Source organism: Amycolatopsis sp. NPDC043887 (genome assembly GCF_056435665.1).
This window is the reverse complement of record NZ_JBWKEB010000001.1, coordinates 390,650-415,526: the sequence shown is the minus strand read 5'-3', so window position 1 is coordinate 415,526 and position 24,877 is coordinate 390,650. Positions and strand designations below refer to the sequence as shown.

The 24,877-nt window shown below is 69.5% G+C and carries 21 protein-coding genes; 6 read left to right on the top strand and 15 right to left on the bottom strand.

All coding sequences use genetic code 11. From position 1 onward, the window contains the following. The first annotated feature begins 83 nt into the window (after nucleotides 1–83). Nucleotides 84–755, top strand: coding sequence for an HAD family hydrolase (locus tag AC069H_RS02060; protein WP_478223920.1), 672 nt, complete (start codon nucleotides 84–86; stop codon nucleotides 753–755). Next, nucleotides 752–1,135 (top strand): hypothetical protein, encoded by a 384-nt coding sequence (locus AC069H_RS02055; RefSeq protein WP_478223921.1) that lies wholly within the window; start codon nucleotides 752–754, stop codon nucleotides 1,133–1,135. The genes AC069H_RS02060 and AC069H_RS02055 overlap by 4 nt, the downstream gene beginning before the upstream one ends. Nucleotides 1,136–1,140: 5 nt before the next feature. Here AC069H_RS02055 and AC069H_RS02050 read toward each other — a convergent pair whose 3' ends face one another. Continuing rightward, nucleotides 1,141–2,091, bottom strand: a complete 951-nt coding sequence (locus AC069H_RS02050) for a D-alanine--D-alanine ligase family protein (protein ID WP_478231059.1) — start codon at nucleotides 2,089–2,091, stop codon at nucleotides 1,141–1,143. A 34-nt stretch (nucleotides 2,092–2,125) separates the two neighbouring features. Continuing rightward, a complete protein-coding gene (locus tag AC069H_RS02045; RefSeq protein WP_478223922.1) occupies nucleotides 2,126–3,445 on the bottom strand; it encodes an aminotransferase-like domain-containing protein in 1,320 nt (439 codons plus the stop codon). A gap of 195 nt (nucleotides 3,446–3,640) precedes the next feature. Between AC069H_RS02045 and AC069H_RS02040 the strand changes: the two genes are divergently transcribed. Continuing rightward, nucleotides 3,641–4,285 (top strand): GNAT family N-acetyltransferase, encoded by a 645-nt coding sequence (locus AC069H_RS02040; RefSeq protein ID WP_465459656.1) that lies wholly within the window; start codon nucleotides 3,641–3,643, stop codon nucleotides 4,283–4,285. Between the two features lie 284 nt (nucleotides 4,286–4,569). Here AC069H_RS02040 and AC069H_RS02035 read toward each other — a convergent pair whose 3' ends face one another. The 10 genes from AC069H_RS02035 to AC069H_RS01990 all read right to left on the bottom strand — a co-directional run bounded on the left by AC069H_RS02035 (nucleotide 4,570) and on the right by AC069H_RS01990 (nucleotide 15,706). Next, nucleotides 4,570–5,718, bottom strand: a complete 1,149-nt coding sequence (locus tag AC069H_RS02035) for an N-acetylmuramoyl-L-alanine amidase (protein WP_478223923.1) — start codon at nucleotides 5,716–5,718, stop codon at nucleotides 4,570–4,572. Nucleotides 5,719–5,968: 250 nt separating this feature from the next. After that, nucleotides 5,969–6,292 (bottom strand): thioredoxin, encoded by a 324-nt coding sequence (gene trxA / locus AC069H_RS02030; protein WP_007032253.1) that lies wholly within the window; start codon nucleotides 6,290–6,292, stop codon nucleotides 5,969–5,971. A gap of 41 nt (nucleotides 6,293–6,333) precedes the next feature. After that, nucleotides 6,334–7,329, bottom strand: coding sequence for a thioredoxin-disulfide reductase (trxB, locus tag AC069H_RS02025; RefSeq protein ID WP_478223924.1), 996 nt, complete (start codon nucleotides 7,327–7,329; stop codon nucleotides 6,334–6,336). A gap of 174 nt (nucleotides 7,330–7,503) precedes the next feature. Further along, the gene (locus AC069H_RS02020) at nucleotides 7,504–8,292 is read right to left on the bottom strand and encodes a hypothetical protein (RefSeq protein ID WP_478223925.1); all 789 of its coding nucleotides are present in this window, start codon (nucleotides 8,290–8,292) and stop codon (nucleotides 7,504–7,506) included. Then, nucleotides 8,289–8,948: an RNA polymerase sigma factor SigM gene (sigM, locus tag AC069H_RS02015; RefSeq protein ID WP_037333997.1), complete on the bottom strand. Its 660-nt coding sequence runs from the start codon at nucleotides 8,946–8,948 to the stop codon at nucleotides 8,289–8,291. Before sigM ends, AC069H_RS02020 begins: the two co-directional genes overlap by 4 nt. Before the next feature lie 31 nt (nucleotides 8,949–8,979). Continuing rightward, nucleotides 8,980–10,539 (bottom strand): protein kinase family protein, encoded by a 1,560-nt coding sequence (locus AC069H_RS02010; RefSeq protein WP_478231405.1) that lies wholly within the window; start codon nucleotides 10,537–10,539, stop codon nucleotides 8,980–8,982. Nucleotides 10,540–10,659: 120 nt separating this feature from the next. Then, complete coding sequence (gene murJ, locus AC069H_RS02005; RefSeq protein WP_478231058.1) at nucleotides 10,660–12,762, bottom strand: murein biosynthesis integral membrane protein MurJ; 2,103 nt, start codon at nucleotides 12,760–12,762, stop codon at nucleotides 10,660–10,662. Next, a complete protein-coding gene (locus AC069H_RS02000; RefSeq protein WP_478231057.1) occupies nucleotides 12,705–12,938 on the bottom strand; it encodes a hypothetical protein in 234 nt (77 codons plus the stop codon). Before AC069H_RS02000 ends, murJ begins: the two co-directional genes overlap by 58 nt. A gap of 99 nt (nucleotides 12,939–13,037) precedes the next feature. Next, a complete protein-coding gene (locus AC069H_RS01995) occupies nucleotides 13,038–15,185 on the bottom strand; it encodes a DUF6049 family protein (RefSeq protein WP_478231056.1) in 2,148 nt (715 codons plus the stop codon). Next, nucleotides 15,182–15,706 carry an NUDIX hydrolase gene (locus AC069H_RS01990; protein WP_125679360.1) on the bottom strand — a complete coding sequence of 175 codons (525 nt, stop codon included), beginning with the start codon at nucleotides 15,704–15,706 and terminating at the stop codon, nucleotides 15,182–15,184. Before AC069H_RS01990 ends, AC069H_RS01995 begins: the two co-directional genes overlap by 4 nt. A 148-nt stretch (nucleotides 15,707–15,854) precedes the next feature. On the opposite strand from AC069H_RS01990, the gene AC069H_RS01985 reads away from it, so the two are divergent. The 3 genes from AC069H_RS01985 to AC069H_RS01975 all read left to right on the top strand — a co-directional run bounded on the left by AC069H_RS01985 (nucleotide 15,855) and on the right by AC069H_RS01975 (nucleotide 19,528). Continuing rightward, nucleotides 15,855–17,273, top strand: a complete 1,419-nt coding sequence (locus AC069H_RS01985; protein ID WP_478231404.1) for a CCA tRNA nucleotidyltransferase — start codon at nucleotides 15,855–15,857, stop codon at nucleotides 17,271–17,273. 79 nt (nucleotides 17,274–17,352) lie between these two features. Then, nucleotides 17,353–18,660 (top strand): sensor histidine kinase, encoded by a 1,308-nt coding sequence (locus tag AC069H_RS01980; RefSeq protein ID WP_478231055.1) that lies wholly within the window; start codon nucleotides 17,353–17,355, stop codon nucleotides 18,658–18,660. A gap of 16 nt (nucleotides 18,661–18,676) precedes the next feature. Further along, entirely contained in the window at nucleotides 18,677–19,528 is an 852-nt protein-coding gene (locus AC069H_RS01975) for a class I SAM-dependent methyltransferase (RefSeq protein ID WP_478231054.1), read from the top strand. 14 nt (nucleotides 19,529–19,542) lie between these two features. Here AC069H_RS01975 and AC069H_RS01970 read toward each other — a convergent pair whose 3' ends face one another. The 3 genes from AC069H_RS01970 to AC069H_RS01960 are packed head-to-tail and all read right to left on the bottom strand — an operon-like array spanning nucleotide 19,543 to nucleotide 24,688. Continuing rightward, nucleotides 19,543–21,471 carry a TNT domain-containing protein gene (locus AC069H_RS01970; protein ID WP_478231053.1) on the bottom strand — a complete coding sequence of 643 codons (1,929 nt, stop codon included), beginning with the start codon at nucleotides 21,469–21,471 and terminating at the stop codon, nucleotides 19,543–19,545. Nucleotides 21,472–21,510: 39 nt separating this feature from the next. Then, a complete protein-coding gene (locus AC069H_RS01965) occupies nucleotides 21,511–22,668 on the bottom strand; it encodes an ADP-ribosylglycohydrolase family protein (protein WP_478231052.1) in 1,158 nt (385 codons plus the stop codon). A 4-nt stretch (nucleotides 22,669–22,672) separates the two neighbouring features. Next, nucleotides 22,673–24,688: a YrhB domain-containing protein gene (locus tag AC069H_RS01960; protein WP_478231051.1), complete on the bottom strand. Its 2,016-nt coding sequence runs from the start codon at nucleotides 24,686–24,688 to the stop codon at nucleotides 22,673–22,675. Nucleotides 24,689–24,877 lie beyond the last annotated feature (189 nt).

The following is a 24,877-nucleotide window of genomic DNA, read 5'->3' as shown; positions in this document are numbered from 1 at the left end:
ATTACCCCAGGTCGTTTTGTCACGGTGACGATAGCTGGGTGTCGACAGAGAAATCACGCTGAGTACTTGAACTGGGGGCAAGTATGAAAGGGCTCGTCGGCGGTCGAAATCCCCGCGCGGTGGTCTTCGACTGCGACGGACTACTCATGGACACCGAGCCGTGTTGGTCGGTCGCCGAGACCGAGCTGTTCGCTCGGCGAGGTCTGCCCTTCGGTCCGGACGAGAAGGCGTTGGTGATCGGCAAGTCGCTCCCGGCCGCCGCCGACGCGATGGCGGAGGCGTTCGGCGAACCCGAGGGCGGCGCCGAGATCGCGGACGAGTTGCTGAGGTTGGTGACCGAAGTCGTCACCGCGAAAGCGGAGGCGATGCCCGGCGCGCGCGAGTTGGTCGAGTTGACCGCCGCCGCCGTCCCGGTCGCCGTCGCGAGCAACTCGCCCCGGGCGCTCCTCGAAGCCGCGCTCGTTCGCGGCGGGCTTTCGGAGATGTTTCCCGTGAAACTGGCCGCCGACGAGGTGGCCGCGCCGAAGCCCGATCCGGAGATGTACCGGACCGCCTGCGCACTGCTCGACGTCGATCCCGTCGACGCGTTGGCGTTCGAGGACTCGCCGACCGGTCTCCGGTCGGCGCGAGCGGCCGGGATGACCGTCATCGGAGTTCCCACCTTGAAGCAGCAGGACTTCCCCGCCGATGTCGTGATCGGCTCTCTGCGCGACGAAGAGCTGCTGGCCTGGATCCGCGGCTGGCCTCGGCGGTGACCGGTCTCCCCTTCGTCCGCTTCCAGAGCCCGGTCCGCGATGAGCGTGGAAACTTCACCGGCGTCTTCGGTCTCGTGAACGGGCTCGCCCGGGCCGGACGCCTGACCGTCGAGCAGGAAGCCTTCCGCAGGGCGAACAACGACTGGTACGACGCGAACTTCATCAACCCGGCGCACGCCGATCCGAGCGTCTACGACGCGGAGGTCAATCCCGGAGCCGCAGCGTGGTTCAAGGCGACCGCTCGTGTCTTCATCGAGCGGGTCGACGGCTACCTGGCGATTCTCGAGGCGCACGAGATCCCGTGCGAGACCGTCCGGTCGGCGAATCCGGGCCGGGTCGTCTACGAGGACGAGTACCAGGTAGTCGCCGTCCAGAACTGAAAGACTCAGCTCTTGCGGGAAATCGCCCGTCCCACGAGGTCGGCGAAGACCGAGCCGAGGGTGGCACCGGACGCCTCGATCGCCACCGGGACGATCGAAGTCTCGGTCAGGCCCGGGGACAGGTTCACCGCGAGGAAGTAGACCGTGCCGTCTTCGGCGACCACGGCGTCGGTGCGGGAGATGTCGCGAAGCCCGAGTTGCCGGTGCACGGCGACGGCCAGCTCGCTGACCGCCTTGGCGGCGTCGTCGGGGATCCGCGCGGGGGTGAAGAAATCGGTCAGCCCGGCGGTGTAGCGGGCGGTGTAGTCGTACACGCCGCTCTCCGGCACGATCTCGACCGCGGGCAGGGCCTCGGGGCCTTCCGCGCCTTCGATGACCGTCACGGCCACCTCAACGCCGGATACGAACTTCTCGGCGAGAACGGTGTCTCCGTAAGCGAAGCAGCCGACCATCGCGCCGGGCATTTCAGCGGCGTTCTTGACGACCTGGGCGCCCAGCGCCGAACCGCCCTGGTCCGGTTTGAGGATCATGGGCAGGCCCAGCGTCTCGACCATCGAGTCGAGCACGGCCTGCGCGCCGAGTTCGCGGAAGGTGCTGTGCGGCAGCACGACCCAGTCCGGCGTGGTGAAACCCGCGTCGGCGACGAGTGCCTTGGCCGTCGGCTTGTCCCACGCGCGGCGGCAGCCCCGCGAACTGGTCCCGACGTAAGGCACGTCGAGCATCTCCAGCACCGTCTGCACCGCGCCGTTCTCCCCCTCACCACCGTGAAGGGCGACGATGGCCGCGTCAGGCCGCTGGGTGCGCAGGCGTTCGAGCAGGCCCGCGTCGGTGTCCCACTCCTCGACGATGAGACCTTCCGCCCGCAACGCGACCGAGAGCCGGCGTCCGGAGCGGAGAGAGACATCGCGTTCGTGGGAAAGTCCGCCTGCGAGTACGGCAACGGTGCGGTCGACCACCGAGACTCCTTTGTGCTTGGGGACGTCCGGCCGATCAGACCGTGTCCGGAGAAGGGTTCTGCGGCCCCGAGATCGAGCGTGGGCTCGCGTTACCGAAGGTACGCGCGAGGTCCATTTCGGACTCGAGCACCGCGGCGAGCCGCCGGACACCTTCGCGGATCCGCTCGGGCGTCGGGTAGCAGTAGGAAAGTCGAAGCTGTCTGCTGCCGAAACCGTCGGCGTAGAAACCGGTTCCGGAGGCGTACGCGACGCGGGCCGTGACGGCCCGCGGCAGCATCGCCTTCGTGTCCACGCCCTCGGGGACGGTCATCCAGACGTAGAAACCGCCATCGGGTTTGGTCCAGCTGCAACCGGCGGGCATGTGCTGATCGAGCGCGGACAGGATCGCGTCCCGTCGCTCCCGGTAGTTCTCGCGAAAGGTCTTGATCTGCCCCATCCAGTCGTGCGTCGAGAGGTATCGCGACACGATCAACTGGTTAAGCGTTGGCGGACAAAGCGTCGCGGACTCGGCCGCGAGCACGAGTTTCTCCCGGACGGCATGCGGCGCGAGCACCCAGCCGACCCGCAGGCCGGACGCGAACGTCTTCGAAAAGGAGCCCAGGTAAACGACATTGTCGGGGTCGATCGAGCGGAGCGCGGGGTACGTCTGCCCGCCGAAGCCGAGCAGTCCGTACGGGTTGTCCTCGACGATGAGGATGTCGTTCTCCCGGCAGATCTCCACGATCTCCGCGCGCCGCTCGACGGCCAGCGTGACGCCGCCGGGGTTGTGGAAGTTGGGGATCGTGTAGAGGAACTTGACCCGGCGGCCCGCTTTCCGTGTCTCCGCGAGCGCGGCGCGGAGCCCCTCGGGGACCAGGCCGTGGTCGTCCATCGCGACATGGACGACGTCCGCCTGGTACGCGGCGAACGAGCCCAGCGCGCCGACGTACGACGGGCCCTCGGCGATGATGACGTCACCCGGATCGCAGAACAGCCGGGTGACCATGTCGAGCCCCATCTGGGAGCCGACCGTCACGACGACGTCGTCCGGGTGGGCCTTGATGCCCTCGAGGGCCATGATTTCGCAGATCTGCTCACGCAGCGACGGGATGCCGTGCGCGGAGCCGTACTGGAGCGCGACCAGGCCGTCTTGGGCGATGAGCTCGCCGACCTGCGCGGACAGCGTGTCCAACGGGAGCGCGGCGAGGTTCGGCATCCCGCCGGCGAGCGACACCACTTCGGGGCGACTGGCCACCGCGAACAAGGCCCTGATCTCGGAAGCAGTCATCCCGGCCGTACGAGCGGCGTAGCGGTCGAGATGAGGGTCGAGGTTGTGTCGGCCGGGCTCCGGCCGGACAGGGCGGTTCTCGGTCATCAGGCGCTTCACCCGGCTTCGAAGTGGACATAGTCGCTACCGACTGGTAGTTCCATCGAGTGTAACCACCCTCCCTTGAGGGGCCCTGGCCTTTCGGTGTTCATCACATCGGCCTATCCTCGGTCTGGACCCCTTCAGTGAGCCCTGCTCGGGACAAGGCCGCGTCGGGTGTTCCTCATTCAGGGAGGTTTGTCTGTGTCGCGTCGCGTCGTGGGCGTAACCCTGGACAACCTCGAACACCTGCCCAAGAGCTGTCGCCGCTGCGTGTACTGGGAGCTGGCACCGCATCTGAAGGCGCAGGCCGAGGAATACGGCGCGACAGAGGTCGAAAAGGAAGCCTGGGTCTCCAGCGTGCTGCTGGAGTGGGGTTCCTGCGGCCGGATCGTCTACAGCGACACCCTGCCCGTCGGTTTCGTGCTCTACGCGCCGCCGAACGCCGTGCCGCGCTCGCTGGCTTTCCCGACTTCGCCCCCCGGCCCCGACGCGGTCCTGCTGACCGCCTTCCAGGTGCTTCCCGAATTCCAGGGCGGCGGGCTCGGCCGGATGCTGGTGCAGGCCGTCGCGAAGGACCTCACCAAACGCGGGGTTCGCGCGATCGAGGCCTTCGGGGACGCCAAGCCCGACGAGACCGATCCGGACGGCGGGCACAGTTGTGTCCTGCCCGCCGCGTTCCTGCAGAGCGTCGGGTTCAAGACCGTGCGGCCGCATCCGCGGTGGCCGCGGCTGCGGCTGGAACTGCGGTCGGCGATCTCGTGGAAGGAAGACGTGGAGGCGGCCCTCGAACGGCTACTCGGCCAGGTCTCCATCACGACGGCCGAGCCGAGCATGGGCCGCGCCTGACCTTCTTCGCCCCGCTTTAGCAGAGTTTCAGAGCGCGCGCAGCAGCCATCCCCCTGCCTGGGGACAGCTGTGGGTAACCCGCCGAGTTATCCACAGATCGCTGCTAGGAGCGGTGGAAAATCTGTGGATGGGTAGGCTGGACTTGGGGACGCCCCCCGGGAAGGGTGGGGGCTGCGCGCCAGGTGGAGCTAGGGGTGGCGTACTCGGGGGACGGGGCACACAACCGGTTGTGCCGAGGGCGTCGGCAGAGGGATGTGCGCCCGCGTGCGGGTGTGGAGGACTGGCTACTCCGCTTTGGCGAGTTCGTGGGCCAGGACGTCCGCGAAGGTGAACGTGCCGGTCGGTTGGTCGCCTTCGCCGAGGAGGTACAGGCGCTTCACAGCGACCAGGATGCCTTCGGCGACGACGTCGCGGAAAGCCGGGTCCGCCAGTTTGCGGCTGTCCTCGGGGTTGGTCAGGTAGCCGATCTCGATCCGCACCGCGGGGCAGCGGGTGCGGGTGAAGATCTCCCAGGTCTTGTAGTGCGTGCGGCAATCGAGCATGCCGGTGCGGGCGGCCAGCTCGCGCTGGATGAAGCCGGCCAGCAACTCACCGACGGTCGACGTGGTGCCGTTGCCGGTGCCGAAGTGGAAGCTCGCGACCCCCTGCGCCTTGGGCGAGGGGTTCTTGTCGTTGTGCAGCGAAAGGAACAGGTCGGCGCCCGCCTCGTTCGCGAACTTCGCCCGCTCACCCTCAGTCGGGCTCTGGTTCGGGCCGCGCGAGATCAGCGCCTCCATGCCCGTGGCCTGCATCCGGCCTTCGAGCCGCCGCGCCAGGTCCCAGGCGATGTCCGCCTCGCGCAAGCCGCCCGCGACGACCCCGAGGTCCTCGCCGCCGTGGCCAGGGTCGATCACGATGCGCTTGCCGCGCAGCCGGGGGCCCGCCTGCCGCACCTGCTCCTGCTCGCGCAGGAAAACGGGGCGGCCGCCGCGGGCACGCGGCGAAGAGAGCCGGTGCAGCTCACGGATGGTGGCCGGGCCGCACATACCGTCGGCGACCAGGCGCATGTCGCGCTGGAAGGTCTTGAGCGCACGCTCGGTCTGGGGACCGAAGTGGCCGTCCGGGCGGCCGGCGTCGAAACCGAGCTCGGTCAGCCGCTCCTGGAGCGCGAAGACGTCGTCACCCTGCATGGGGGCGGAGAACATGTAGGTCAGCGGCCGGCTGCCGAGATGGAAGCCGGCGCCGCGAAGCGCCTGATAGGTGGCCGGACCCACCAGACCGTCGGTGATGAGCCCACGGCGCTGCTGGAACGCCCGCACGGCATGTTCCATCGCCGTGTCGAAGACCTCGTACTCCCCGGATTCGGTCACCGGCGGGAGCAGCTCCATCGCCGCCAGCGTGGACCTGATCTCGGCGACGTCCGGTCCGGCGTCACCGCGGCGGAGTACCCGCATGCACTCCTCGCTCTTCCCTTGGGGCACCGATCGAGCTCGATGCACGACTATGAAAACCCTGCGGGGCGAACCCCGGTGCTCTATTGTGCCCTGTGAACTCTCGGTGAGCGCGGAGGCCCGGTCGGTGCGTCAAGTCCCCGTTCGTGGAACTCGTCCAGGCGTTCCCATAACGGAGAGATCTACCCATTCCCCGTGACGACGAAACCCGGAGCCTGGGCAGGCCCCGGGTTTCGGCAGGTGAAACGCGAGATCAGAGGACGTCGGCGAGGTCCGACAGCAGCGCGGCCTTCGGCTTGGCGCCGACGATCTGCTTCACCGGCTTGCCGCCCTGGAACAGGATCAGCGTCGGGATCGACATCACCTGGTAGTCACGCGCAGTGTTCGGGTTGGCGTCGATGTCGAGCTTCGCGATCGTCAGCTTCTCGCCGTTCTCGGCCGCGATCTCCTCGAGTACCGGGGCGACCATCTTGCACGGACCGCACCAGGTGGCCCAGAAGTCGACCAGGACGGGCTTCTCGCTCGTCAGCACGTCGTCGACGAACGTCTTGTCGGTCACCGTCACGGTGTTGGCCATGGTGTCTCCTTCTGGGTGGTGAAACTCCGGTGTTGGGAAAGTCAGTCGGTGGTGGCGCCGTAGCCGCCACCGACCAGCTCAGGGGTCTCCTGGGCGGCCTCGACACCGGCGTGCTCCGCCAGCCATCGTTCCGCGTCGATCGCCGCGGCGCAGCCCGAGCCCGCGGCGGTGATCGCCTGCCGGTACGTGCGGTCGACCAGGTCGCCCGCGGCGAAAACGCCGGGAAGGTTCGTGTACGAGGTGCGGCCCTTGGTGAGCACGTAGCCGTCCTCGTCGAGGTCCACCTGGCCGCGCACCAGTTCGCTGCGCGGGTCGTGACCGATCGCGACGAAGAACCCGGTCACGTCCAGCTTGGACTCCTCACCGGTGACCGTGTCCTTGAGCTTCAGGCCCTCGACCTTGCCCTCACCCTCGACCTCGGTGATCTGCTTGTTGAGCGCCCACTTGATCTTCTCGTTCTCGCGGGCACGCTCCAGCATGATCTTGGAAGCGCGGAACTCCTCGCGGCGGTGGACGATCGTCACGGACTTGGCGAACTTCGTCAGGAAGGTCGCCTCCTCCATCGCCGAGTCGCCGCCGCCGGCGACCACGATGTCGTGGTCGCGGAAGAAGAAACCGTCGCAGGTGGCACAGGCCGAAACCCCGCGGCCGAGCAGTTCCTGCTCGCCGGGCACGTTCAGATAGCGGGCCGCGGCGCCCATCGAGAGCACGACCGCGCGGGCCGCGTAGCGCTTGCCGTTCGCGAAGACGTACTTGACGTCACCGGTCAGCTCGACGGACTCGACGTCCTCCTGGCGCAGGTCGGCGCCGAAACGCTTGGCCTGCTCGCGCATCTCTTCCATGAGGTCGGGACCCTGGATGCCTTCGCGGAAGCCGGGGAAGTTCTCGACCTCCGTCGTCGTCATCAGCGCACCGCCGAACTGAGTGCCCTCGAACACCAGCGGTTCGAGCTGCGCCCGTGCCGCGTAGACAGCGGCGGTGTATCCCGCAGGACCCGATCCCACAATGATCAGGTTCCTGATCTCCTCGGCAGCCACCCGTGACCTCCGCTCGTAGTGACCTGTTCACCAGGCTCAACACGATCGTAAGGGCCGGTGTTCCCGGGGTGACCGGCGCTACTTCCCCGCCCCGCGCCGAGGTGGTGGCAAAGGTCCCTTGCTCCCCATCCGGAGAGCAAGGGACCTTTGCCACCACTTACCGCGTCTCGTCTGCTACTTCGCTCCGATGATCTTGTCGAAGAGGACCGCCGGGTTGCCGGGGCCGCAGTCGGCACCGAAGGCGACGATGCGGAACTGGGCGAGTTTGCCTGTGGTGTAGATCACCATCACGCCGTCCTTGCCCGCGACGTTCACCGGCCGGATGCCCTCCGGCCGCACGTCGGCGTCCATTCCGGCCGCGGCGACGCAGGCGTCGAGGCGTTCTTCGGTCTTCAGCGAGCCGAAGTCGCGGACGCCGATCGCCTTGCCGACGAGGGCTTCGGCACCTCCGCCGTCTCCGCCGACCGAAGGTCCGGAAGGAGCCGACGGCGCGGGCTGGGCGATACCGCCCGAATCCGGCTCCCGGGTGGCCGGGACGACTATCGCCACGGCGGCGATGGCCGCCGCCGCCACGGTCGCTATTCCGGCGCCCCAGCCGATCCGTTTGTTCCGCCGCCGCCGTGCGGCCGCGAGGTCCACCACCGGGGCGACCTGCTCCTGCGGCCGTTCAGATGCGCCTTGAAACGCAGGCGACACTCGCATTTCGGCGGCCAGCGCGGCGTCGATCCGTGCCGCGTACTCCGCCGGCATCGGCGCGACCGGCTCGTTCGCGAGTTCCGCGAGGTCGGCTGTGGTCGCTTCGAGTGCTTCGATGATCGCCAGTGCTTCGGGGTCGGCGTTCACCAGCGGCCACAGCTTGGCCGCTTCTCGCTCGTCCAGCACACCTGCGTGCAGGTCGGCGAGCACATCGACAGACCACGGCGGACCGACGGTCCCACCGATCCCCCTGCTCTCGTCTGTCATCGTCCCTCCCCGTCACCCGGCGTGCCCTGAGGACGCCTGGCACCCCGTTGCGGGGTAGCGCGCTCTCGTTTGCTTTCGTGAGTTGGGACGTTCGCAATCGCATCGGGGTTCCGTAGATGTCCGAGAACCTTCGCGAGCTTTCCGCGACCTCGGGCACACCGGCTCTTGACCGTGCCCTCGGCGATGCCGAGCATCTTCGCCGTCTCGGCGACGGAGTATCCCTCGACGTCGACCAACACGATCGGGGCACGCTGCTCTTCGGGGAGCTGGTCGAGGGCTTCCTTGACGACCAGGCTCGTCTCGCGTTCCGACATCGAGTCACGCGGTGAAGCGGGCTCGTTGAACTGCCCGGTCTCGGGCAACGGAACGGTCGGTCTGGCCTTGCCCCGCCGGATGCGGTCGAGGCACGCGTTCACGACGATGCGGTGCAACCACGTCGTGACCTGCGATTCTGCTCTGAAGTTGCCCGCTGCTCGGAACGCGGAGATGAAGGCGTCCTGCAGGGCGTCCGCGGCTTCTTCCGGATCCCGCAAGGTGCGCAGGGCCACCGCCCACATGCGGTCTCGATGTCGCTGGACCAGTTCACTGAACGCGTGCGGGTCTCCAGCGGCATGCGCCGCTATGAGATCCGCGTCCGTGGGAGCTGCAGCTGTCACCCGGGAGAGCCTACTGACCCGGTGTCCGCCGTCACCCCGCAGGCAGGAAGGTCAGCTCTTTGAGTTCGGTGACGAACTTTCCTTTGTCATCTTCACCCAGCTGAGTGATCCAGATGATGAAGTACTGACCCTGCTGAGGCTGCTGCAACGCGATGGTCGACTCGCCCTCCGCGAGGTCTCCGGTCCCGACGACCTTCGTTTCGTCGAGCTTCGGGTTCTTCTTGTCGGCGGAGCGGATCTCGACCTTCGAGCCGGGGTTCGCCGCGTCGATCTTGACCTGGGTGAGGTTGATCGGGTCCTTGAAGGTCACGACCAGCCCGACGCCGTCCTTGAGCACCGGGAACTGCTTGTCGTACTGGTCGGTCTTCCACGAGGTGACCGTGTCGCCGTCGGTGGCGTTCCTGGCCTTGCCGGGGCTGTCGCCCCTGCTGCCCGGGTTGTAGACGGCCACGGCCGACGGCTTCACCGCGGCACCCACGGCGGGGGACGGCTTCTGCTGGGCCGGCGGCGGCTGCTCGCCCGAGGGCGGCGGCGCGACCTGCGAAGAGGACGCGGCGACGTTGATTTTCGGACCGCTGGACTTCGACTCGCCCTGGAACAGGTTGATCAGCATCATCCCGCCCCAGGCGAGGATGACCACGGTCGCGACGACCAGCACGGTCACGCCGAACGCCAGCTTCTTGCGGCGCGCGACGTCCTTGACCGGCTTCTTCGTCGTCCAGACCGTGCCGTCCGATTCGGCCACGGCCTCTTCCTCGCCGACGGCCTTGATCAGCTGGGTGCGTTCTTCGGCTTCGGCGACCTGGTCCAGGACACGCAGGATGGCCGCGCTGGTGCGGATACCGCCGTGGCCGCCGTCCTCGATGGTGCGGACGGCGAGCGAGGACAGCTCGACGGGCACCGTCGGGACCAGTGAACGCGGCGGGATGACACGGCCGGTCGGCGCGTGCGGCGCCGCCGGGATCGCGGCCGGGCCACCGGGAAGGGCCCACCGGCCGGTCAGCAGCAGGTAGAGGACGGCGCCGAGTGCTTTGACGTCGTCGCGAAGGGTCGCTTCGGGCAAGGGGCCCGGGAAGGCGAGCTTCAGTGCGCCGTCCGGGGTGAGCCGGAGACGCTGCGGGTGGTCGAGGCCGAGGACGAGACCGTTCTGATGGGCGTGGTCGACGGCTTCCGCCAGCGCCTGCACCATCCTGGCCGCCGCGGCGGGCGCCACCGGGCGCTGCGCCACCAGGTCGACCAGGTCGCTGCCCTTGGTCCATTCCGCGACGACGACACCGAGCAGACCTTCGCTCGATGTGACGCCGCTGCCGAGGCTGAGCACGTCGAGAACGCGCGCGACCCCGCCGTGGCCGAACTTGGAGGCGTGCGCGGCACGCTCCAGCGTCCGGCGCGCGAGCCGGGCGGCTTCCGCGTCCGCGGGGTCGCCGACCAGCAGCGTCAGCGCCACGTCCCGCTTCAGCTGCCCGTCGCGGGCACGCCAAAGATGCGCGGCGGCCCGCTCGTCCACCCCGAACTGTGCGAGCAGGCGATACCGGCCGTCACCGACGACCCGGCCAGGGGCCAGCGACCCGCCTTGGGCCCGGATGCCCATCTGGCCGGCCTCCCCTGCCTGTTCGCTCCGTCTCGTATCCACCGCACTCTCCCGCGTAGCTCCCGCCCCGAGAGTACCCAGAATACGACCCGTGAACGCGCGCCATCCGTACGTGAATCGTTATCCGCGCTTGATCAACCGGGTGATCCTCGCCGTGGCGGGCTTCAATTCCTCGACCTTCAAGGCCATGAGCACGCCGAACGACACCACGATCCCGACCACCGTCTGGAGCAGAAGTTTCACCCAGGCATGGAAAGTAGGCCCGAACGAGTCGGGGACGATCTGCCCGGCGAGCCACGCCGCGCCGACCCCGAGCACACTCGCGACGACCGTGAAGAGGATCACCCCGAGAACGCGCTTGCTCCGGAGATTTCCGAGGGTCACCCACAGCCAGACCTGACCGAGGATCGCGCCGACGACGAACGTGAGGCCGTTGACCATCATCACGCCGAGCACGATGTTGTCCGGCGAAAGCAGGACGGGGCACAGGTACAGCAGCGGCACCTTCACCACGGTCATCACGATCATGATCAGCACCGGCGTCCGCGCGTCCTTCATCGAGTAGAACACCCGCATCTGAAGCATGACCAGCGCGTACGGCAGCAGCGCGAACGCGGAGATGGCCAGCGCCTCGCCCATCCGTGACGCGTCCTCGACCGTGCCCTTGCCCAAGGTGAACAGGGCGATACCGACCGAACCGCCCACTACGGTCATCACCGCGGAGATCGGCACGAGCATCACCGTCGAGATCCGCGACGCGTAGGAGAGGTCGCCGATCAGCTTCTTGTGGTCGCCGTCCGCGGCCGCGCGGCTCATCCGCGGCATGATCGCGGTCAGCAGCGACACCCCGATGACGCCGTACGGCAGCTGGAAGAGCAGCCACGCGTTGCTGTACGCGGTCACACCGCCCTGCGAACCGCTGGTCAGCACCCGGGTCGTGATCGTGTAGCCGACCTGGCTGACCGCGACGTAGCCGACGGTCCACAGCGCCAGCCCGCCGAACTCCTTCATGCGCTTGTCGATGCCCCAGCGCCATTTGAACTTGAACCCCGACCGCAGCAGCGGCGGGATCAGCAGCACCGACTGCGCCACGATGCCCGAGGTCACGCCGATGCCCAGGGTCAGCACCTTCGGGTCGGTGATCGACACCGGATCGGTGGAGATGTTCCCCGGCATGATCCACACCACGAGGATGGTGAAGATGACGACGAGGTTGTTGATCACCGGCGCCCATGCTGTCGGGCCGAAGATGTTCTTCGCGTTCAACACCGCCGAGAGCAGCGCGAACACGCCGTAGAAGAAGATCTGCGGCAGCAGCAGGTACGCGAACGCGGTGACCAGCTCGGGATTCGCCTGGCCCTTGTCGTCGACGTAGAGCTTGGTGATCAACGGCGCCGCGAAGACGGCGATCGTCGTCCCGACCACGAGCAGCGTGCCCGCCACCGTGACCAGCCGCTGGGTGTACGCCTCGCCGCCGTCCTTGTCGTCCTGCGACCGCACGAGCAGCGGGACCACGAGGCTGGACAGCACCCCGCCCATCAGCAGCTCGAAGATGATGTTCGGCATGGTGTTGGCGACGTTGAAGGAGTCGTTCTCCACCTGGGCGCCGATGGCCGCGACCAGCAGCAGCTTCCAGGCGAAGCCGGTGATGCGGCTGATCAGCGAGGCGATCGCCATCCGGCCGCTCGACTTCGCGATCGACGGCGCCTTCGCCGGGGCGGCGACATCCTGCTCGCCCGTCTCCCCCGGCCGCGGTTTGACCAGCGGCGCGTCCTTGATCGCCGGCATGACCTGCGTGGCGAGCTGGTCGTACGGGCGGAGGACGTCAGGGTCGGCGACCGGCCAGCGCGAGCCCATCGGGACGCCGGGGGTGCGCGGGATGAACCGCGTCGCGTCGGGTTCGTCGCGCCGGTCGACCTGCCACGGGCGGACCGGTGGCGGCTGGCGGCGCCCGCGATGCGGCGGAGGCGGTGTCTGGTGGAGCGCCTGAGGAGGCGGCTGTGACACGGCCGGACGCCGCGGCGGCGGGTTCTGGGACGGCTGCGGCAGCGGCGGGCCCTGCGGCGGCGGAACCGGCTGACGACGGGTCGGCGGCGGAGGCGTCCCCTGGGGAGGGGGCACCTTCCGCGGCGGTACCTGGTTCGGCGGCGGGGCCTGCGGTGGCCTCAGCCGCCGTGTCTCGTCGTCGGGGCGGCCTGCCACCCGCTGGCGGCGTCCGTCCACCGGCGGCGGAGGAGGAGGCGGCGGCACAGCCCGCCGCGGACGCTCACCGCGTTCGGGCGGGGGCTGCTGCGGGGGCGGCTGACGACGCTCCGGACGGCGTGGGGGTCCATCGGTGCGGCGGGGCGGTGGCGGAGTGCCTTCGCGCCGGGGACGGCCTGCACGCTCGGGCGGTACACCCGGCTCTCTTTCCAACGCGTGCCCAATCCTCGGTGCTCGGCTACGTGATGCCCGGCGGCATCGTTCGACCCAGGGTAATCGGCGACGCCCGGAAACACTTAAACCTGTGCGTCCTCGGTCACACGCGGGGCGGTTTCGTTCGCCCGATCGGCTCGTGAGTCCTTGATCCTCCGGTAGATCCGGCGGGACGACAGGAGCAGCAGCGCACCCGCCGCGGTGATGGTGATGATGATGGTGATCGCGCCGTACTCCGTGGACGTCAGCTCGAACCGCGCGGCCGAACCGAGCGGGGTCCCGTCGGGCGTGGTCAGCGACACGTCGACGCTGAACCGGCCGGCCCGCAGCGCCTCGACCGGGAGCAGCCGGTTACGGGCGCTGTTGGCCGGGACCATCTGAGCCTGCAACTGGGTGTCGTCGGTCGGCCGCAGGCCCACGTTGTTCTTCAAGGCGACCTGGACGGCGACGCCGACCGGCAGGTTGTTGGTGATGAACACCGGCAGCGGCGCCGCGCCGGAAGCCAGCGCGATCGTCTGCTTCGGCCGCTCGACGGTGACCTGGCTGCGGATCGCCTCCAGATCGCCGCGGGCGTTGCCGGTGACGGTCGCGGCGTCCGCGCCGCGCCACGACGTCGACGCGGCCCGGATGAGGGCGAGCCGGACCGGGGCGACCACGTCGGCCGGCCTCACCCGTTTGGTGGCATCCATCGTCATCGCGGACGACAGGCCCAGTGTCTCGTTGTCGAGCTGGGACATCTTCGCGGTGACGTCGCCGCTGGTCGCGGCCGTCAGATCCTGTGGGTCGTAGTTGACCGACGCCGTCCCGGACGGGGCTTCACCGAGTAGTTCGGGCAGCGCCGCCGACCTGAGGAGGCCGGCGGTGTAGAAGTCGCCCATCCGCTCCAGGAACGTGGTGAGTTCGGTGCCGGTCGCGGCCCACTGCCGCGGCGGCGCGATCAGCAACCGTGCGCGTTCCGGCCCCTCGTTCTGCCCGCCGAGCCCGGCACGGAAGGCGATGGCGCCGAGCCCGTTCTGGGTGGACCCCGAGCCGTTCAGCGCGGACGAGATCAGCGCGTCGATCGGCTGCGCGCGCAGGTCCGTCCCTTCGATCGACACCCCGCTCGAAAGCGGTGTGCGGGACTGGAGCTTGCCCGAATCGGTCAGCACGGTCTTGACGCCCGCCTTGCCGATCGCTTCGACGGTCTGCGAGTCGAGGGCGCCGCCGGGCCAGAGCACGCCGTCCTGCGGCTGGATGCCGAGCAGGTTCTTGATCGTCCCCGCGCCGCCGAGCGCGGTGGTCATGAGCGCGGTGTCGGTGGCGTCGCCGGCGCGGACCTTCGTCAGCGCGGTGAGGTCGGCGTCGGCGAACGGGAGGGTGACCACGCAGCGGCCCGCGACCAGCGCCTTCAGCCTGCCGAGCCAGTTCTTCGCGGTCTCGACGCCCTTGCCGGCAGCTCCGCCCGCGACCTGGTAGCCGCGGGTCATCGCGTCGACGGTCGCGACCAGGTCGGGGTCGATGGCCAGGCACAACGACGACGAGACCTTCGTGTCGGCCTCGGCCGCGCGCGCCGCCTCGACCAGCGAGTCCAGTCGTCCGCCGGCGGCCAGCTCGTCCGCCAGCCGCTCGTCCGCGAGGGTCAGCGGCCCGCCGAGTGGGGCGGAGACGACGTGCACGACGCTGTTCGCGATCGGCCACAGCAGGCTCGTCGACGGCGCCGACGGCGGACGCGACGCGGGTGCCTTGCCGGGGACACCGAGCACCGGCATCAGCAGGGTGACCGCCGCCAGCCGTTCCGGACCGCCGAAATCCGGGGTCCCGTTGACGTTGACCAGCAGCGGGTACACGCCGGGCCTCGGGAACTGCAGCTTGGCGGACTGACCGAGCGGGACGGCCAGGTTCAGCGCGGCGCTCTGGCCGGGCTCCAGCTCGTCCGGTTCGAGGTCGACGAACTCCGTCGCCGCGAGATCCTTGAACTTGTCACCGGCGAGGACGTCACCGATCTGCTGCTCGCTCTGCAGCCGCGTGCCCAGCTGCAGCCGGACACCCAGCTTGCTGATCCGCCGGTCGCCGATGTTGGTGACGCGGCCGGTCACGGTGAGCGAAGCCGACGTCGAGGTGATCACGCGGGGGTTGAGCTGGTCGAGGTCCACGCGCAGCCGGGGCTGCTCCTGGGCCTGCGCGACCGCGACGGGCAACGCGATGAAGGCCAGGAACAGGATCGACAGGACAGTGGCGGCAAGCCGCTTCACTCAGGTGCTCCCTCGGCGGTGTGCTGTTGCTGCGCGAAGAGTTCTTTGGCCTTCCGGACCAGCTTGCGCTCGTCGGAGTAGGCGAGTTTGGTCTCCAGGTCGGCGAGCGGTACCCAGGCGACCTCGGTCACCTCGACATCCTCGTCCGAAAGTTCGCCGCCGGTGGATTCCAGGATGAAATGGTGCACCGTCTTGTGCACGCGCCGTCGCTCGGCCACGAACCAGTAGTCGATGGTGCCGAGGGGCCGCAGGACCTGCGCGGAGATGCCGGTCTCTTCCTTCACTTCGCGCACAGCCGTCTGCTCCACCGTCTCACCGTCCTCGATGTGGCCTTTCGGCAGCGACCACAGCAGTCTGCCGTGCCGGTCGAGCCGCCCGATCAGTGCGGCGTTCGCCCGTTCGGCGTCGACGACGAGTCCGCCGGCCGAGGTTTCGTCGACCGTGGTCAGCCGCCTTCCCCGCCTGCGCCTCCGCCGGCGGCCCGGCTTCGAAGCGCCGGAGCGCCCGGCTGATCCAGACATGCTGCGATGCTAGAGCAAACGGCGGTACGGGTACGCTGGCTCTCCGTGCCCGTGTTGGGCCGGGCCGTAGTAAGTACATCCAAATCGTGGTGGGATTGTCGTGAACAAGGTGGTCGCCGGGCAGGCGATTGCGGGGAAGAGCACTGCGATGCAGAACGCCGTGAGCGAGCTGATGCGCATCTCCCCGTTGGCGGACGAGCTGGCGAAGCTCTTCGCGAAGGCGGGGTACAGCCTGTACCTGGTCGGCGGCAGCGTCCGGGACATGATGCTCCGCCGGCTGTCGAACGACCTCGACTTCACCACCGACGCGCGGCCGGACCAGGTGCTCAAGATCGTCAGCGCCTGGGGCGACGCGGTGTGGGACGTCGGTATCGCGTTCGGCACCGTCGGCGTGACCAAACAGGGCATGACCCTGGAGATCACCACGTTCCGTGCCGACAGCTACGACCGCGTCGGCCGCAACCCCGAGGTCACCTTCGGCGACAGCATCGAGGGAGATCTGCTCCGCCGCGACTTCACGGTCAACGCGATGGCGATCGACCTCGCGAACAAGACCTTCGTCGACCCGTACGACGGGCTCCAGGCGCTGCAGGACAAGGTGCTCGACACGCCCGCGACCCCGCAGGAGTCCTTCGCCGACGACCCGCTGCGCATGCTGCGGGCCGCCCGGTTCTCCGCGCAGCTCGGGTTCACCGCGGCGCCGCGGGTGGTCGACGCGATGTCGTCGATGGCCGAGGAGATCGACCGGATCACCGCCGAGCGCGTGCAGGCCGAGCTGTCGAAGCTGCTGCTGGCGGACGACCCGCGGCCGGGTATCGAGCTGCTGGTCGACACCCGCCTCGCCGACCGCGTGCTGCCCGAGGTGCCGGGGATGCGGCTGGCGATCGACGAGCACCACCAGCACAAGGACGTCTACCAGCACTCGCTGACCGTGCTCGCGCAGGCGATCGACCTGGAGAAGTCGCACGAACCGACTTCGGAGCCGGATCTGATCCTGCGGCTCGCGGCGCTCCTGCACGACATCGGCAAGCCCGCGACGCGCGAGTTCCAGCCCGGTGGCGGCGTGAGCTTCCACCACCACGAGGTCGTCGGCGCGAAGATGGCGCGCAAGCGTTTGCGTGCCCTGAAGTTCTCGAAGGAGATCGTCCAGGACGTCAGCCAGCTCGTGTTCCTGCACCTGCGGTTCCACGGCTACGGCAAGGGAGAGTGGACGGATTCCGCGGTGCGGCGCTACGTCACCGACGCCGGCGACCTGCTGCCCCGGCTGCACAAGCTGGTGCGCGCCGACTGCACCACGCGCAACCGCAAGAAGGCGGCCGCGCTGCAGGCCACCTACGACGACCTCGAGCGGCGGATCGAAGCCATCCAGGCACAGGAGGACCTCGACAAGGTCCGCCCGGACCTCAACGGCGAGGAGATCATGCGGATCCTCGACCTCAAGCCCGGCCCGGACGTCGGCAAGGCGTGGAAGCACTTGAAGGAACTGCGGCTCGACCGCGGTCCGCTGGAGCACGACGAGGCGGTGGCCGAGCTGAGGAAGTGGGCCGCCGAGAACGGCATAGGCTGAGATAAACCCCCTTGGTCTCTGGATCCACACGGCGTAACCGGAGATACTCCTGCCGGTGCTCCGGGCAGGGGGAAAATCCATGACGAAGCGGCCGCCCAGTTTTCTGGTGACGTTGCTGCGTCGTGGCGCGCCCGCGCTGGCGACGGCGACGAGCGAGCTGTCGGACGAGGTCGGCGACCCGACACCGATGCGCGCGCTCCGGCGGATCCAGCACATGTCGGGGCCCATCGACACGGCCCATCGCGACAACCTGCTGCTCAGAGCCGCCCGCTACGTCGCCCTCGTCCCGCTGGTCTACCGGCTCTTCGCGGTGCCCGGCGCGTTCGGCGTCTACGTCTCCACGCACGGCATGATCGGGATCGGACCGGTCGGGCTGGTGGCCCTCGGCTCGGTCGGGCTCTCCCTGTACGGCATCCGGTGGATGCTGCGCTCGGCGCCGTTCCGCCCGCAGTACGCGGTCCGGCTGCTGGCGATCGACCTCGTGTTCACGCTGTTCGCGCCGCTCGCGGTCGGGGCGCTGGTGCCGGCTTCCGTCTTCACCGAGGCGATGGCGATCCCCGGCAAGCACCTGCTCGGCGAGGTCGCCCTGCTGGCGCTCGCGCTGGGTATGCCGGCCGCCGCGGCGCTCGCCGTCGGCAGCTTCCCGGTGCGGATGCTCGCGTCCCTGCTCGGCACCGGCCAAGCCGCGCCCGGCGACGCCATGGCCACTTTCCCGTCGATCCTCGGCGTCCTCTTCACCGCGAGCGGCGCCCTCGTCCTGATCGGGCTCGGCACGCGGCTCGCCCTCGCGTACGGCATTCGCAACGGCCGCATCGCCGAACGCGCCCGCCAGCACCGGATGCTGCACGACTCCGTGCTGCAGACCCTCGAAGCGATCGCGCTGGCCAACAAGGGCGACCCGGTCGCGCGGCTCGCCGAGGTGCAGCGGCTGGCGCGGGCGCAGTCGATGGAACTGCGCCGGACGATCGAGAGTGAGGCTTCGGAACGGTCGGAAGCCGGTTCACGGCCGCTGGGCGAGAAGCTCGCTTCGCTGGCGGCGGAGATGGCGCGGGACGGGCTGCGTGCCCAGCTCGTGATCGCCGAGCTCGACGACGACACGCTTTCGGAGGTGCGGCAGATCGCCATCCGCGACGCCGTCCGCGAGTCCCTGCGCAACACCCTCAAACACGCCGGGACGGACAAGGTCGTCGTCCGGGTCGAGGAGCAGGAAGGCGGCGTCGCGGTGATCACCCGCGATCACGGTGCCGGGTTCAGTATCGACTCCCGGCCCGCCGGTTTCGGGATCAGCGAGTCCATCACCGCCCGGCTGAACGAGGTCGGCGGGACCGCCAGGGTGGAGTCGGCTCCGGGCAATGGCACCAGAGTCACCCTTTGGGTGCCTTTCTGACGGTAAACAGGAGAACATGAAGAAAACGGACGTCCTGGCCGCAGCGCTCACCGCGTACCGCGACGGTGACCGGGCCACGGCAGCGGACCTCGCCGAGCGTGCCGGATCCACGCTCGGCCGCGAACTGCACCGGTACCTGACCGAAGGCGGCGGCGGAGGTGTGTACGACCAGCCCGCCGCGTTCACCGCGTTCATCCGCGGCGGCGGGAACGTCAAGCTCTACCGGCAGCTCAGCGCCATGCTCGCCCGGCGCTACGGCAGCGTCGGTTCGCTGCTCGACCTCGGCTGCGGCGACGGGCTCGCCGTCGTCCCCGCCCTCGAACAGGCGGATCGGCAGCCGGGCCGGATCGACCTGGTCGAGCCGTCGAGCGCGTTGCTCGCGGAAACGCGGAAGCATCTCGACGGCACTCACGGCCTGCACACCTGGGACGCCACCGCGCAGGAGTTCCTGGCCCGCGACGACGACCGGCAGTGGCAGCTGACGCAGTCGACCTTCGCGCTCCAGTCGATCCCGACCGGCGAGCGCACCGAGGTCCTGCGGGCGCTCCGGCCGCGCACGTCGTGTCTGGTTCTCGCCGAGTTCGACGTGCCCGAGTACGACGAAGACTCCCCCGAGTACCTGCTTTCCCTGGTCACCCGCTACGAACGCGGGATCTCGGAGTACGGCAAGGAGGCGTCGCTGGTGGCACAGGGATTCCTGCTGCCGATCCTGCTCGGCCTGGTCAAACCCGGGGCGGACCGCACGAACTGGGAGCAGCCCGCCACCGATTGGGCTTCGCAGCTGAAGGAAGCGGGCTTCACCGGTATCCGGATCGAGCCGCTCGCGGACTACTGGTGGTCGCCCGCGGTGCTGATCACCGCTTCCTGACGTCTGCTACCCCGTCACTGGACGCGGGACAGCGCGCCGGTTTCGAGATGCTGGGCGATCGGCCGGGGCAGCACGTAGGCCACGGCCCCGCCCGGGGTCCCGTTCCACGGCGCGGTGATGCCCGTGACCACGCGCAGCGGCCGCACGACGCGGTAGAGCCTGCGCTCCCGTTCGCGGTCCGCGGCCAGCGACGTCTCGATGAACCGCGCCGATTCGGCGTGCACGAGGTTGCCGGTCTCGTTGCCGAACCGCTGCACCGTGGTGCCCGACGGCAGGACGACGATCCGCTTGCGACGGAAGAAGTTCAGCGGCGGTTCGCCCCGCAGCGGCAGGATCGGCCAGTCGGCGGGGTTGTCGGACTCCTCGTTGGCGCCCACCGCGGCTCGCGCCGGGTACAGCAGCAGGGTGCCGAGGAAGAAGCGTGCCGCCTCTTCGAGTTTGGCGAACGCCACCGGCTCGTCCGTCGGCGGACGGGAGACCTCCCAGCCGGTCTCGGTGCGGCGCAGGGTCCAGAGCCCCGGCTCCGGCACCGCGTTCGCGCCGATCCGGTAGGACGTCGGCGACACCCCGTGCTCGGCCAGCCGCTGGTACAGGACGTCCAGCACCTCGACGGCGCGGATGTCGCGGCCGGGTTCGCCGTCGCGTTCGACGCGGGTGCAGGCACTTTCGTCCGGCAGGTCCGCTGCGGTCTGCGGCGGCCGCGGCTTGCCGACGATCTCCGCCTCCGCGGTCGCCCGCACCAGCTCGCCGACCAGCGGCGGCCGGAAGCCGGCGGCCAGGATGTGCTCGATCAGCTCCGGCTCCGGCGGCACCCCGTACTTGCGCAGGTAGTGCGGGACGGCCGCGGGCCAGATCCACACGCCGTCGGTGTGGAAGGCGTTCGGCACGTCCGGCGGGCCGTTCGGGGTGAAGATGTCGGGCTGCGGGCCCGGCCTGGTCAGCGCCACCGGCGAGCGGAAGAGGTAGTCCAGGACGCCGCGCATCAGGTCCGGCGGCACCGGCGGCCGGTTGACGACCGGTCGTTCGCCCTCGTTGTGCGCGTCGACGACCTTCGCGTGCCGGAACACGATGTCCAGCGGCAGTCCCGCCTTGGCCGAAAGCCAGGCCGGGACGTGCTTGGTGTCGCGCGGGAAGATCGCGAGCTCGGTCGCGTACGCGCGCGGCGACGGCTTCCCGCCCTCGTTCGGCGCCAGCCGCCAGGTCGGTTCCTGCTCGGCGTCGAAGTCGAAGTCGAAATGCGATTCCGCGTCGAGGGTGAACGTGCCCTGGAACCAGGTGCCGGTCTCGGGCTGGTGCATCGCCGCGCGCAACCGCGCGAAGAGCGAACCGAGCTCCGGCGGAGCCGCGATCGACACCGACACCGGGCCGTTGCCCTCGTCGCCGACCGAGCGGACCTCGAGTTCGGAGTAGTCGCCGACCTGCCGGAACTGGGCGCCGACGCGCTGCCAGCCCGGCGGCAGCACCCGCAGCAGGGTCCGGCCGATGGCCCGCAGCAGCGCGCTCTGGTCACCCGTGCCGATCTCCGGCCGGGCTTCCGGCGTCTCGACGAAGTCGTGCCGGGTCTGCCACAACGCCGTCAGCCGCGACGGCGAGGCGGTGGTCGAGAAGTCCGTCAGGCCCAGTTCGGCCGCGCGGGCCGCGTCCTCTCCCGCCCAGCGCAAGGTCAGGTCGCCGCCGCCGGTGTTCGGCGCGATCTGGAAGTGCTCGTCGTCGAACCGGCCGTACGACTGGAGGCTGAAGGTCGCGCCGACCTCGCCGTTCAGCACGACACGGGCCGGGCGGCCGTTCCAGTCGCGATCGAAACCCTCGGGCGCCGCTTCCCCCGGCGGCGCGACGAGCAGCAGCGTGCCGTCTTCGGTCGACCGCTGGGCCGCGAAGACGGTGTCCCCCCAGACGGCGTACAGGCCATCCGGCCGCTCCGCCGCTTGAACCCGGTAACGCACTATGTGTCCCTCCCCAAGTTCCCCAAACCGGGGGTAAATCTAGTGGGCCGGATAGCGGACGTACCACCGGTCGTCACCCGGGGCGTTCCCGCCGAACTCCGCGAGCGCGTCGTCCGCCAGCTGTCCGATCACTTCGCTCAGTTCCAGCTTCTCGAGCCAGTCCGTCCGCAAGGCCTGTTCGCCGTACATCGCGCCGACGAGGTTCCCGCAGACCGAACCCGTCGAGTCGCTGTCGCCGCTGTGATTCACCGACGCGAGCAGGGCGGTGTTCGCGTCCGTAGTGGTCAGTGCGACGTAAACGGACATGGAGAGCGCGGTTTCGCCGATGTTCCCCTGCCCGAGCGTCTCGAGCTTCTCCGGCGTCGGGGCGCCTTCCTCGGCCAGGGCGAGCGCCTGGTCGAGCGCGACGCTCTGCTCTTCGTGCCCTCGGTACTTCTCCAGCTCGGCACGGGCGGTCGCGATGGCGTCGAGAAGCGGTTTCCCGACCAGCAGTTCGCGCACGATCACGGCGAAAGCACCCGACGAGAGATACCCGCTCGGGTGACCGTGCGTCAGGGCCGCGCTCTCGGCGCCGAGCCGGAACACCTCGGCCAGGTCGTCCGACCACAACGCGACCGGCGCGGCGCGCATGATCCCGCCGCAGCCCTTCGAGTTGTTCACCGGCTTGTCCATGCCGGCGCGTACGCCGGTCCTGCCGTAGGCCTCCAGCTCACCGAAGCAGGTGAGGCCGGGCGCGCGGCGGCTGAACAGCTCACGGTTCGTGATCAGCCAGCCGTCCGGCTCCGCGCTCGTGTCCTGCGGGCCGCGGGCGCGCTCCCACGAGACGCCCTGGGTGTGCAGCCAGCGCTGGTAGGCCAGCTGCAGCGACTGCTCGACGGCGGTGGCGGTAGCAGCGGTAGCAAAGGTCCCCTGCTGCCTCCGGCCGTGAGTAAAGGTCCCCTGCTGCCTCCGGCTGCTGAAATGAGCCCTGATCAGGCCTTCCAGGGTGAACAACGTCATCTGGGTGTCGTCGGTGATCCGCCCGACGCCGCCGTACGCCGGGATGAGGTCGGTGATCCCGGCGGGTCCGGCGATCTCCCGGATGCGGTCGATCGAGTCGAACTCGGTCTTCGCGCCGAGCGCGTCGCCGATCGCCCCGGCGAAGAGGCTGCCGCGCAGCCGCGACCTGGTCGCCGGATGTTGGAGCCACTCGCGCATTTCTCTACTGATCTCCTCGTGGATACCGTTTCGCGTCCCAGCGCCGCCGCTCTTCGGGCTCGCGGGGCAGGCCGAAGCGGTTGAAGTAGTAATACGCGTCGCCCGCCATGGCGTCGACGACGCCGAGGTCGGCGTACGCGGCGAGCCAGGACTCCGGCAGACCCGGCACGGTGAGCCTGGCGCCCACCATCGCCCCGGTCAGCGCCGCGGTCACCGTGCCGCCGCGAGCGGCCAGCGCCAGCGCCGCTTCGGCGTCGTAGCCGCGTTTCGCGGCGGCGAACAGCGCCCGGCCGAGCACCGAAAGCGGCGTCCGGCCGTCCCCGATGCTGTCGAACTGTTCGACGTCGTCCCCGCCGATGTCGTTCCTGAGGTCGAGCACGGTCTTGACCAGCTCGCCGACCTCACCGCTGTACTCGTCGAAGCCTTCGAGGAAGTTCGCGACCGCCGGTTCGCCGTTCCGGGCGGCGAGCTGGGCGCGGAACACGTTCACCAGCAGTTCGGCGCCGTGGACGACCTCGTGCCCCGCCGCGGACCCGACCAGTTCGCGGACGACCTTCATCGCGTAGAACGTGCTGTCGGCGGGGCCTTGCACCCCGCCGGTCACCGTCGCGGCGAGCGCGGTCGCCAGCATGGCCGAGAACTCCGCGGGGGGTGGACCCGCGCCTTCGGTGGCCTTGGCGACCCAGCCGTCCGGCCGTCCGCCCGCGGGCAGCGACGCCGGGATCTCGGGCTTGTCCGGGGTCGGGTCCAGGCCGCGGATCACCGATTCGGTGTGGAACAGCATTTGCCGGGTCAGCCCGCCGAGCGGCAAGCCGTCAGCGGGATCGGCGCCCGAGCCCAGTGCGTCTCCGAGCGCGAAGCCGACGTACGCGCCGAGAAGCCGCGGGTACGCGAAGCTGCCGACGGGAAGCGTTGGGTCGTAGAACTTACCGAAGGTCCAAGCGCTCGGGCGCGGTTCGCCGTTGTCGTAGAAGTGCGTCACGAGGCCGTTGGCGAAAAGGTCTTCGGGCAGTTCCGGCAGCGGGCGGCCGTCATACTTCGCCCGGGAGCGCTCGAACGACAGCGTCGCGGCGCGGACGTAGCGGGTGAGCTCTTCGCTGCTCAGGGGGTAGCCGTTGTCCCTGGCCTGGTCGACGAGGCTACGCAGGTTCGCGACGGCGGCGCCTTCGTACTCCCCGCTGAAGTACGCGGGGCGCCCGACGGACTCGGGGCGCTCGGTGCCTGCCGGGAGGTCGAGGTCGGCGACCTGCCGAAGCGTCTCCGGGTAGACGTTGAACGTCTCCGGACGGCCGGGGTTGACCAGCAGCCCGACCCCGGGGTTGTCCTTGGCCCGGCGCAGGAGCACGCGGGGCTGGACCCGCTGCCACACCGTGTACTCCGACGGGATCTGGGCCTCGGAGGTGTAGACGACGAAGCGCACGCCCGCGTCACCGAAGTCGCGGACCTGCAGGTGGCCGTCCTTCGCCGGGGCCAGCACCTCGAGGTCGAGCATCCAGTGGACGAACTCCTCCGGCGTGATCCACTCGACGCGGAGGTAACCGAGCAGCGTCTCGACCGGGCTTTCCGGTGCCGGGCGGCCGGAGAACCGCGGCCCTGGCCGGTGCTCCGGGTTCGCGCGGACCGCGCCGGTCGGCTCGCCGTACAGCGTGTGCTGCTCCCAGCGCAGGATCGCCGCCTTCGGCACGGGCAGACCGGGGACCGCGTCCGGGTCGAACTCGGGATCGACGACCTCGGCCCAGCGGGTGAAAGCGTCACTGTCGCCGCCCGCCGCCGAAACGGCCATCAGCTCCAGGTCGAGGCGGATCTCGCCGCCGTCGTCCGGCACGAAGGCGACCGGGCTGGGGAACAGACCGGCGCCGGGATCGGTCCCGTCGAGCCAGCCGACGGTGTTGTAGGTGACGTTCCAGCCGTCGGTCGCGCGCACGACGTAGTCGCGGCGGACCCGCAACGCGCCGGTGCCCTCCCCGCCTCGGCCGGCCAGCCATTCCTCGACGCGGCTGACGGCTTCCTCTTCGTTCATCGTCCCCATTCTGATTGCCTGTCGGTGAACCCGCGTCCGCGATCGACGTCGGCAGGACGCTGCCTGGTCGTCCACGTCACGGTGGTGGAAAGGGCGTCCTGCCACCGCGATAGCGGGGCCTTCGGCCGGGGCGGGTTCACGCCTTCGGTCGCTTTTCCGAACTCCATCTCAGCTCCGCCCCCCATTCCG

Bases quoted from the DNA above. Each gene is read 5' to 3' on its own strand.
- AC069H_RS02045 (WP_478223922.1), bottom strand. From the start codon at position 3,445: ATGACCGAGAACCGCCCTGTCCGGCCGGAGCCCGGCCGACACAACCTC.
- AC069H_RS01960 (WP_478231051.1), bottom strand. From the start codon at position 24,688: ATGAACGAAGAGGAAGCCGTCAGCCGCGTCGAGGAATGGCTGGCCGGC.
- AC069H_RS01965 (WP_478231052.1), bottom strand. From the start codon at position 22,668: ATGCGCGAGTGGCTCCAACATCCGGCGACCAGGTCGCGGCTGCGCGGC.
- trxA (WP_007032253.1), bottom strand. From the start codon at position 6,292: ATGGCCAACACCGTGACGGTGACCGACAAGACGTTCGTCGACGACGTG.
- AC069H_RS01975 (WP_478231054.1), top strand. From the start codon at position 18,677: ATGAAGAAAACGGACGTCCTGGCCGCAGCGCTCACCGCGTACCGCGAC.
- AC069H_RS02035 (WP_478223923.1), bottom strand. From the start codon at position 5,718: ATGCGGGTACTCCGCCGCGGTGACGCCGGACCGGACGTCGCCGAGATC.
- AC069H_RS02020 (WP_478223925.1), bottom strand. From the start codon at position 8,292: ATGACAGACGAGAGCAGGGGGATCGGTGGGACCGTCGGTCCGCCGTGG.
- AC069H_RS02060 (WP_478223920.1), top strand. From the start codon at position 84: ATGAAAGGGCTCGTCGGCGGTCGAAATCCCCGCGCGGTGGTCTTCGAC.
- AC069H_RS01990 (WP_125679360.1), bottom strand. From the start codon at position 15,706: ATGTCTGGATCAGCCGGGCGCTCCGGCGCTTCGAAGCCGGGCCGCCGG.
- AC069H_RS02010 (WP_478231405.1), bottom strand. From the start codon at position 10,539: ATGGGCATCCGGGCCCAAGGCGGGTCGCTGGCCCCTGGCCGGGTCGTC.
- AC069H_RS01985 (WP_478231404.1), top strand. From the start codon at position 15,855: ATGCAGAACGCCGTGAGCGAGCTGATGCGCATCTCCCCGTTGGCGGAC.
- AC069H_RS01980 (WP_478231055.1), top strand. From the start codon at position 17,353: ATGACGAAGCGGCCGCCCAGTTTTCTGGTGACGTTGCTGCGTCGTGGC.